Below are 10,813 nucleotides of genomic sequence, written 5' to 3' on the forward strand. Positions count from 1 at the left end.
TTCCTCTACTTTCCGGAGATCTGCCGGTCGATGAGAGCGAACAGTTCGTCCGCGGTGGCGGCCGCCGCCACGGCGTCCCGGCCCTGCGCGGCGGCGGGCTCGGATTCGGTTTCGGGTTCGGGTTCGTCCACGGCGTCGGTCAGCGCCGCGCGGATCCGTTCGGCCAGCCGGGCCTTGTCCTCCGTGGACGGCAGCGTCGCGAACAACGCGGTGAGCGCGGCGATCTGGTCGTCGATCGCCGAGGTGGTCGCGGTCGCCTCCCAGTGCGACCGCAGCAATTTCGCCACCGCGCTCACCGTCGGGTAGTTGAATACCAGGGTCGAGGGCAGACGCGTCCCCGTGCCTTCCGACAGCCGGTTGCGCAGTTCGACGCCGCCCAGCGAATCGAAACCCATCTCGCTGAACGGTGTTTCGGGATCGATGGCGGCCGCGGACCGGTAGCCCAGTACCGCCGCGGCGTGCTCGCGCACGAATCCGAGCACCAACGCGTCGCGTTCGTCCTCCGGCGCCGCGGCGAGCCGGTCGGCCAGCAGACCGCCGGACACGCGCGCGGCCGTGACTCGCCGCGCACGGCTGGGCACCAGGCCGCTCAGCACCTCGGGCAGCAGCCCGGCACGTGCCTGCGCCGCCAGGGCGGGCTGGTCGAATTCGACGCAGGCGACCACGGCCGCGTCCGTGGCGAGCGCGGCGTCGAACAGCGCCGTCCCGTCCGCCTCACCGAGGATCCGCAGACCCATGCGCTGCAGCCGCGCCACCGTGGCGCGGTCCATTTCGGCGGTCATGCCCGTGCCCTGGTTCCACAGACCCCAGGCGACCGACAAGGCGGGCAGCCCCTGTGCGCGGCGGGCATGCGCGAGCCCGTCGAGGAACGCGTTCGCGGCCGCGTAGTTGCCCTGTCCGGGCGACCCCAGAATCGCCGCCGCCGATGAGAACACGACGAACGCCGCCAAGTCCCGGCCCTGAGTGAGCTCGTGCAGGTGCAGTGCGCCGTCGACCTTCGGGGCGAGCACGCGATCGAGCTGTCGTTCGGTCAGCGTCTCGATGGTGGCGTCGTCGATCAAGCCCGCGGAATGGATGACCGCCGTCAGCGGGTGCTCGTCGCCGATCGACTCCAGCACGGCGGCCAGGCCCTCGCGATCGGCCACGTCACACGCGGCGACCCGGGTGCGCGCACCCAGCCCGTCCAGCTCGGCGGCCAGTTCCGCCACCCCGTCGGCGGACGCGCCGCGGCGCGACACCAGCAGCAGATGCCGGACGCCGTGTGCGACGACCAGGTGCCGGGCGAGCACCGCGCCCAGTCCGCTGGTCCCACCGGTGACCAGCACCGTTCCGTCACCGAAACCGCCTGTGTTGCCGAGTGTTTCGGGGAGGTCGGCAGCGGCGAGGCGCGGTAGGTGCAGTTCTCCCCTGCGGACCGCCACTTGGGCGTGCCCGGATTCGACGACGCCGAGCACCGTGTTCGCGTCCAGGTCCTCGTCGTGGTCCAGGAGCACGATGCGGCCCGGTTGTTCGGACTGCGCGCTGCGGACCAGGCCGGTCACCGCCGCGGCGGCCAGATCGATCGATTCGCCGGGCAAGCCCGTCGCCCGGCGGGTCGCCACCACGAGCCGAGTCTCCGCCAGCCGCTCGCTCGACAGCCAGGACCGCAGCAACTGCCATGTCGTGCGGGTCGCGTGCCGCACGGCCCGCGGATCCACCGGGTTCGCCGGATCGTCGCCGGGCGACCACACGACCACTTCCGGAAGCGGTTCGGCCGCAGTCAGTTCGGTGACATCGGCGTAGTGGCGGTCGACGCCGGATACCCGGGTCTGTCCCATCGTCGCCAAGCGGTCGGGCACGGCCCGCAACGCCGGTAGCTCCGCTCGCGTCCAGCGCAGGAGCAGGGGCGCCGCACGACGCGCCGCGGCCACGGGCCCCAAGGCGTCGGCCGCGATGGGACGGGCGGAGACCGCATCGATGCGCGCCACGGGCGAGCCGGTCTCGTCGGCGATGTCGATCGCGACCTGTCCCTCGGCATCGCGGACGACGCGAACGCGCACGGCGGTGGGTCCAGGTCGCCACAACCGCACACCGGCGAACGAGAAGGGCAACGGCACCTGCCCGGCGGGCAGCTCACCGATCAGATCGCCGAGCGCCGCGTGCAGGCAGGCGTCCAGCAGCGCCGGGTGGATACCGTACGACGCCGCCGCGGCGGTGACGGATTCGTCGAGGGAAACCTCGGAGAAAGTCTGCTCACCGCGCGACCACAGCGCGGTCACGCCTTGGAAGCCGGGACCGTAGTCCAGGCCGCGCTCCGCCAGTCGGTCGTAGAGCGACCCGTCCGACGGCGCCGCATCCGAAGGCGGCCATGCCCGTTCGCCCCAGACCGGAGCGAGTTCGTCGTCTGCCGTGCTCAAGACACCGCTCGCGTGCTGCACCCACTCCCCCGCGTCGGCCGCGTCCCGGGCCGCCGGGCGGGAGTGGATGGCGAAACTGCGCCGCCCTTCCTCGTCCCGCCCACCGGCACTCAGCTGCACATCGGTTTCGACGCCCGCGCTGAGCAGGAGGGGAGCTTGCAACAGCAGTTCCTCGACCACCCCGGCGTCCAGATGCGCGCCCGCGGCCAACGCCATCTCCGCGAAGGCCGTTCCGGGCAGCAACACCGAGCCGAACACCGCGTGGTCGGCGATCCAAGGCTGGGTACGCGTCGAGCACCGGCCGGTGAACAGCCATTCGTCCTTCCCGGCCAGCGGTACCGCGCTGGTCAGCAGCGGATGCCCGAACGACCCCGTCGCGATCTCGGGAGCGGGCTGCACCCAATAGCGGCGGCGCTGGAACGCGTACGTCGGCAGCGTCACCCGTGCGTCTCCCGCGGGTAGCAGCGACCGCAGGCGCACCGGTACCCCTGCCGCGTAGGACTGCGCGAGGAGGGTGACGAACTGGGTCACCTCGTGGACCGACCGCCGCGACGACGCCGCCACCAGCGACTTCGCCGCCACCTCCGGACGCTCGGCCAGGCATTCCCCGGTCATGGCGGTGAGCGCGGCGTCCGGACCGACCTCGACGAAACGGCGTACCCCGGCGTCGAGGAGACTGCGCACGCCGGGAGCGAAACGCACACAGCTGCGCACCTGCGCCACCCAGTAGCCCGGATCGCACACCTCGTCACCGGCCTGCGCGCCGGAAACGTTCGACACGATCGGCACGGCGGGCCTGCGATAGGTCAGTCCCTCGGCCACCGTACGGAATTCCTCCAGCACGGGCTCCATCAGCATCGAATGGGACGCGTGCGAGATCCGCAGCAGGGTGTTCTTGCGTCCCGCCTCGGTCAGCCGCCGCTGCATCTCGCCGACGGCATCGGCGTACCCCGAGAACACCACCGACTCCGGGCCGTTCACCGCCCCGATCGCGAGCCTGTCACCGAGGCCGGTCAGCAGGTCCTCCGCTTCCGTCTCCGACACCGCGGCCGCCAACATCGCCCCACCGGAGGGCGCGGCCCCCATCAACCGTCCTCGCGCCGCCACCAGGACACAGGCGTCGGCGAGCGACCAGACCCCGGACACGTATGCCGCGACGAGTTCGCCGAGCGAGTGACCCGCCAGCACATCCGGCACGAGACCGTACGATTCCAGCAGCCGGAACATCGCCACCTCGAACGCGAACAACGCGGGCTGCATCCAGTCCATCCGGTCCAGCACCCCGGCGGCGTCGGTGAACATCACCTCCCGCAGCGAACCTCCGAGATGCCGGTCGAACTCCGCGCAGACTTCCTCCAGCGCGCTCGCGAAGACCGGGAACGCCCGGTACAGGTCCGCGCCCATGCCGACGCGCTGCGCGCCGCCGCCGGTGAACAGGAAGGCCGTGGCGCCAGGCACCGCCTGTGCTTCGACCGCATGAGGCGACGTCGCGCCCGCCGCCAGCGCGGCCAGCCCGGCGAGCAGTTCCTGCCGATCGCGTCCGACCACCACGCCACGGCGATCCAGGAGCGCGCGGGAGTCGAGCAGCGCACGCGCCACCCGCCGCGAGTCGATCTCCGGCTCGTCCCGCAGCCAGGAGCGCAGGCGTTCGGCTTGAGCCCGCAGCGCTTCGGAGGTTTTCGCGGAGACCACGAGCGGCACCGTGTCGCCCGCCACCGGATCGGGGCCCGCCGCCGTGCGCTCGTCGTGCGCGGACGGGGGCGCTTCCTCGAGGATCACATGCGCGTTCGTGCCGCTGATGCCGAACGACGACACTCCCGCGCGTCGTACCCGGTCGCCGACGGTCCACGGCTCGGCGTCGGTCAGCACCCGCACCGATCCGGCCGACCAATCCACGTGCGGGGAGAGTTCGTCCGCGTGCAGGGTTCTCGGCAACAACTCGTGGCGCAGGGCCTGCACCATCTTGATCACGCCGCCGACTCCGGCCGCCGCCTGGGTGTGGCCGATATTGGACTTGAGCGATCCGACCCGCAGGGGTTGCTCCGGACGGCCCTGCCCGTATGTGGCGAGCAACGCCTGTGCCTCGATCGGGTCGCCCAAGGTCGTGCCGGTCCCGTGCGCTTCCACGGCGTCCACCTCCGCGGGGCCGAGCCCGGCGTCGGCCAGCGCGGCCGCGATCACCCGCTCCTGCGACGGGCCGTTCGGCGCGGTGAGGCCGTTGCTGGCGCCGTCCTGGTTCACCGCGCTGCCGCGCACTACCGCGAGCACGTTGTGGCCGAGTCGTCGTGCGTCCGACAGCCGTTCGACCACCAGGACGGCCGCGCCCTCCGCCCAGGCCACCCCGTCGGCGGCGGCCGAGAACGATTTGCACCGCCCGTCCGCGGCCAGGCCGCGCTGACGGGAGAATTCCACGAACACCGTTGGCGTGGCCATCACCGTCGCACCGCCCACCAGGGCGAGCGAACTCTCCCCCTGACGCAGCGCCCGGCACGCCACGTGCAGCGCCACCAGCGAGGACGAGCACGCCGTGTCCACCGTCATCGCGGGACCTTCCAGGCCGAGCGAATACGCGATGCGCCCCGAGACCACGCTCGCCGCCGAGCCGGTACCGACGTAGCCTTCGGCCTCGGGACCGGCTTTGCGGGTCAAGACCTCGTAGTCCTGATACATCACGCCCGTGTAGACGCCGGTGTCGGTGCCCCGCAGCGACACCGGATCGATACCCGCGTGCTCGAGCGCTTCCCACGACACCTCCAGCAGCAAACGCTGCTGCGGGTCCATCGCGTTCGCCTCCCGCGGGCCGATTCCGAAGAATCCGGCGTCGAAGCCGGCCGCGTCCGTCAAGAACCCGCCCTGCTTGACGTAGGAGGTGCCGGGGTGCTCGGGGTCCGGATGGATCAAGCGATCCAGATCCCAGCCGCGATCCGCCGGGAACTCACTGATGGCGTCCGTACCCGAGGCCACCAGATTCCAGAGGTCGTCCGGCGAGGTGACTCCGCCGGGGTATCGGCAGGCCATGCCGACGATCGCAATCGGTTCGTCGGCTCGCGTGCGCTGCCGCGCGCGGCGGACTCCCGGTCCGGCGCCCTCGATCCGGGAACGCAGCAGCCGAGCGACGGCGGCGGAAGTCGGGTGGTCGAAGGCGAGGGTGGACGGAAGACGCAGACCGGTGGCCTTGGTCAGGCGGTTGCGCAGGTCCACCGCGCCCAGCGAGTCGAATCCCAGCTCGCTGAACGGTTTGTCGGCCTCGATGAGATCGCCCGTCGGGTGGCCCAATACCTCGGCGACCTGCCCGCGCACGAATTCCAGCACGATCTCGTCGCTCCGGTCCGGCGGCGCCGACGCGAGGCGCTCCGCCAAGTCGCCGCCACCCCCTGCGGCGCGGCGCGGTACCGCTACCAGCGAACGCAGCGGCGGCGGCAACAACCCCGCGCGGGCCTGCGCGGACAATGCCGCGGTGTCGAAATCCACGGCCGCGACCACCGGCGTGTCCGCGCCGGCGGCACGGTCGAACAACGCGAGCCCGTCGGACTCGGTCAGGGGCCGGAAACCCATGCGGGACAGCCGTTCCAGACCGGCGCGGCCCAGGTCGGCGGTCATCCCGCCGTTCTGATTCCACGGACCCCAGGCCACCGTGACCGCGGGCAGTCCCGCCGCGGCGCGACGCCGGGCCAGCGCGTCCAGCACCGAGTTGGCGGCGGCGTAATTGCCCTGGCCCGCCGAGCCGAGGACCGCGGCGATCGACGAGAAGAGAACGAACGCCGAAAGGTTCCGGTCCCGGGTGAGTTCGTCCAAGTGGAGGGCGGCGTCGACCTTGGGCGCGAAGACCCGTTCGATCCGGTCGGGGGTGAGCGCGTCGAGCGTCGCGTCGTCCAGGACGCCCGCGGCATGGATCACGGCGGTCAGCTCCGGACCGTCGGCCAACCGGCCGAGCAGGGCCCGCACCGCGGCACGGTCGGCGACGTCGCAGGCCAGCACCCGCGGCCGGGCACCGAGTCCGGTCAGTTCGGCGACCAGCTCGGCCACACCGTCGGCCCGTTCGCCACGGCGGGACACCAAGACCAGGTCCCGCACACCATGCGTCGCGGCCAGGTGCCGGGCCACCAGGGCGCCCAATCCACCTGTGCCGCCGGTGATCAGCACCGCGCCCGAGCCCAGGCCGACGGGCGCGCCGGTCACCTCGCCGCGCCGGGTGAGCCGGGGCGCGAGCAGGTCGCCCCCGCGCGCCGCCAGCTGAGGCTCGTCGGTGGCGAGGGCCACCGAGATCAGCTCGGGCCCGACGACCGCGTCGCGCTCGGCGTCCACCAGGACGATCCGGCCCGGATGCTCCGATTGCGCGCTGCGCAGCAGTCCCCAGATCGCCGCGGCCGCCAGGTCCGGATCCTCGCCGGGCCGCCCGGCGCCGTTGCGGGTCACCACGACCAGCCGGGTATCGCCGGACTCCGGCATGCGCAACCAGGACTGCACCGTGACCAGCGCGGTGTTCGCGCTGCGGCGCACCCTGTCGGCCTCGGCGCTGTCGGTAGGCTCGGTTCCGGGCTCGGCGAACCACACCACCGCGTCGGCGTGGCGGCCGTCGGAGGTCCCGGCGACCGCGGTGAACGCGGCCATATCCGAATGGTGTTCGTCGAAATCGGATCGGGCCGGTCCGCCGACCGCGGCCAGCCGCACCGCGCCGGACGGCGCGCCGGAGGACACCGCCACCCACTGCACGTCGTAAAGACCGTGGGGTGCGGCCGAGCGGGTGTCGCGCACCGCGTCGCTGTCGACCGGCCGCGCCTGCAGCGCGTCGATGGTGAGCAGCAACGCGTCCATATCGTCGCGCAACTCGACCCGCACCCCGTCCGCGCCCATGGGCCGGATCAGCGCCCGCGCCGCGCTCGCGCCACCACGAGACAACCGCACGCCGGTGAAGGAGAACGGCAGCGGCGCTTGATGTGCGGGCGAATCGGCGGCCAATACGTCGACAGCGGCATGCAGTGCGGCATCCAGCAGAGCTGGGTGCACACCGAAACGCGCGGCGTCCGAGGTCGTCTCGCCGAGGCGCACTTCGGCCAGGACGGCATCGTCGCGGCGCCAGATCCGGCGCACGCCACGGAACGCGGGTCCGTAATCGAGGCCGCGTGCGGCCAGTTCGTCGTACAGCGCGTCTCCGGTCGTCGCGTCCTCGTCCGGGGTCGGCCCGTCGGTACCGCCGGAGGCCGGCGCGTCTTCCGTGGCGGGCGCGAGCACACCGCGTGCGTGCGTGGACCCGGCGGTCCGCTCACCGACTGTCCGCGACGCGATGACGAAGCGCCTGCGCCCCGTGTCGTCGGGCGATTCGACGCTGATCTGGAGATCGACCTCGGTTCCCTCGTCCAGCCGCAACGGCGCCTCCAGGACCAGTTCGTCGACCGTCGCGGCGTTCAGTCGCGCGCCGACCGCCAGCGCGAACTCCACGAACGCGGTGCCGGGCAACAGCACCGTGCCGAACACCGTGTGGTCGGCCAGCCACGGCTGCGACAGCGTGGACAGGCGGCCGGTGAACAGCCACTCGTCCGTGCCGGCCAGCGCCAGCGCCGCGCCGAGCATCGGGTGGTCCATCGCGGTAAGACCGGCGCGGCTCACATCGCCGATCCCGTCGGTCGGCGGCAGCCAGTACCGCTGACGCTGAAAAGCATAGGTGGGCAGGGCGACTCGGCGCGGCGCGCGGCCGGCGAACAGCGGCCGCCAATCCACTTCGGCGCCCGCGGCGTGGGCTGCGGCCAGGAAAGCGGTGAGCTGCCCGGCCTCGTCCGCGCCACGCCGCACGGCGGCGACCACCGTGCAGCGGGCCTCGATATCGGGTTGGTCGGCGAGACATTCCCGGGTCATCGCGGACAGCACCGCGTCGGGACCGACCTCCAGGAATCGCACCACCCCGCTCACGGCCAGCGCCCGGACGCCCGGCGCGAACCGCACCGCCGCCCGGACCTGACGGACCCAGTACTCGGGGTCGGTCAGTTCGTCGCCTGCCATCACCCCCGAGACGTTCGAGACGATCGGGATCGTCGGCCGTCGATAGGCGACAGTGGAAGCCACCGTCCGGAACTCGGACAGCATCGGGTCCAGCCGCGCCGAATGGAAGGCGTGGCTGACGCGCAGCCGGTTCGTCCGGCGACCTCGCTCGCCGAAGTGCCGCTCGAGTTCCGCGACCGCGTCGGCGTCACCGGACAGCACCACCGACGACGGCCCGTTCACCGCCGCCACGGAGACCCGGCCGTGGTACCCGTCGAGCGCGGCCGACGCCTCCTCTTCCGGAACCGCCACCGCCAGCATCGCACCGCCCGCCGGCAGGCCCCCCATGAGACGGCCGCGTGCCGCCACCAGCGCACACGCGTCGGGCAGCGACCACACTCCGGCGACATATGCCGCCGCCAATTCGCCGATGGAATGGCCGAGCAGCACGTCCGGGGTCAGACCGAAGGATTCGACGAGCCGGTACAGCGCCACCTCGAAGGCGAACAGCGCGGGCTGGGTGAACTCGGTCCGATCCAGCGGTCCCGGCGCGCTGTCGCCGTCCGGCGCCTCGGCAGCGAGGAGGTCCTTCAGCGAACGTCCGAGCAGCGGATCGAATTCGGCGCACACCCGGTCCAGCTCCGCCGCGAACACCGGGAACGCCGCGGACAGTTCCCGTCCCATTCCGGCGCGCTGCGCGCCCTGACCGGTGAACAGGAACGCCGTGCGTCCCGCGCGGGCGCGGCTCTCGATCACGCCCGGCGTGGAGCGTCCCTCGGCGAGGGCCGCCAGACCGGCCAGGAGTTCGTCCCGGTCGCGGCCGACGACGGCGCCTCGCCACTCCAGCCGGGCACGGGAGGTGAGCAGCGAATGCGCGATATCCCGCGAATCCGTCTCCGGGGCGTCGGTCATCCAGCGGCGCAAGCGGTCCGCCTGTTCCCGCAGTGCGGCGCCGGAGCCCGCCGACAACAGCAACGGAACAGCGTGCAGCGACGCTTCTTTCGTTTCGGCGGGAGCGGGCTCGGACTCCGTTTCGGCGGGGGCCGGGTCGGCGGGCGCTTCCTCGAGGACGACATGGGCGTTGGTGCCGCTGGCGCCGAACGACGACACGCCCGCGCGCCGGACTCCGGCACCGGTGGGCCACGGCTCGCTGTCCCGCAGCAGCCGCACGGTACCCGCCGACCAGTCCACATGGGGAGTGGGCGCGTCGATGTGCAAGGTCTTCGGCAGCATTTCGTGCCGCATGGCCTGCACCATCTTGATCACGCCCCCGACGCCCGCCGCGGCCGAGGTGTGCCCGATATTCGACTTCAGCGATCCCAGCCGCAAGGGCGTCTCGGTCTCCCGAGCACCGTAGGCGGCGATCAGCGCCCGTGCTTCGATCGGATCGCCCAGCATCGTGCCCGTACCGTGCGCTTCCACCACGTCGACGTCGGCGGGCGTCAAGCCCGCATCGCGCAACGCCTGCCCGATCACGGCTTCCTGCGACCGGCCGTTCGGCGCGGTCAGCCCGTTGCTCGCGCCGTCCTGGTTGATCGCGCTGCCGCGGACGACCGCCAGGACGGTGTGCCCGAGCCGCCGTGCGTCGGACAGCCGTTCGAGCACCAGCACGCCGAGTCCCTCGGAGAAACCGGTGCCGTCGGCCGCCGCCGCGAATGCCCGGCACCGGCCGTCGGGAGAGAGGGCGCGCTGCCGCGCGAACGCGATGAGCAGCGACGGATCCGACATCACGGTGACCCCGCCCGCCAAGGCGAGGGTGGCGTCGCCGTTGCGCAGCGCTCGGGACGCGAGGTGCAGGGCGACCAGCGACGACGAGCATGCCGTGTCGATCGAGACGGCCGGCCCCTCCAGCCCGAGGGTGTAGGCGATCCGGCCCGACAGCACGCTGCTGGAAACACCCAGATAGGCATGGCCTTCCGTTTCGGCCGTGATATCCGGGGAGCCGACGCGGGGCCCGTAGTTCTGGTGGGCCACCCCGGCGAACACGCCGGTGTCGCTCCCGCGCAGCGACAGCGGGTCGATGCCGGCGTCCTCCAGGGCCTCCCAGGCCGCCTCGAGCATCAAGCGCTGCTGTGGGTCCATCGCGGCGGCCTCGCGCGGGCTGATGCCGAAGAAGCCCGCGTCGAAATCGGCGACGCTGTCGAGGAAACCGCCCTCCCGCGTGTAGACCGTCCCCGGGACGTCCGGATCGGGGTCGAACAACCGCTCCAGGTCCCAGCCGCGGTCGGAGGGATACCCGCCGACGGCGTCCACACCCTCGGCGGCGACGCGCCACAGGTCCTCGGCGGATCGGACGCCGCCGGGGTACCGGCAGGCCATTCCGACGATGGCGATGGGCTCCCGCGTCCGATCGGTGAGTTCGCGCAGGTGTTGTTTGGTCTCGTAGAGCTCCTTCGCGGTCTTCTTCAGATAGCGGCGAAGCTCGTCGGTGTCGGCCATCG

1 protein-coding gene is annotated in these 10,813 nt (G+C 72.3%); it reads right to left on the minus strand.

Annotated elements, in window-relative coordinates; genetic code table 11:
- Positions 1-5: 5 nt before the first annotated feature.
- Positions 6-10,811 carry a type I polyketide synthase gene (locus ABZ803_RS13545; protein ID WP_357036655.1) on the minus strand — a complete coding sequence of 3,602 codons (10,806 nt, stop codon included), beginning with the start codon at positions 10,809-10,811 and terminating at the stop codon, positions 6-8.
- Positions 10,812-10,813 lie beyond the last annotated feature (2 nt).

The sequence above is a fragment of the Nocardia sp. NPDC047648 genome, from assembly GCF_040642815.1.
Taxonomy (GTDB): domain Bacteria; phylum Actinomycetota; class Actinomycetes; order Mycobacteriales; family Mycobacteriaceae; genus Nocardia; species Nocardia gamkensis.

Bases quoted from the DNA above. Each gene is read 5' to 3' on its own strand.
- ABZ803_RS13545 (WP_357036655.1), bottom strand. From the start codon at position 10,811: ATGGCCGACACCGACGAGCTTCGCCGCTATCTGAAGAAGACCGCGAAG.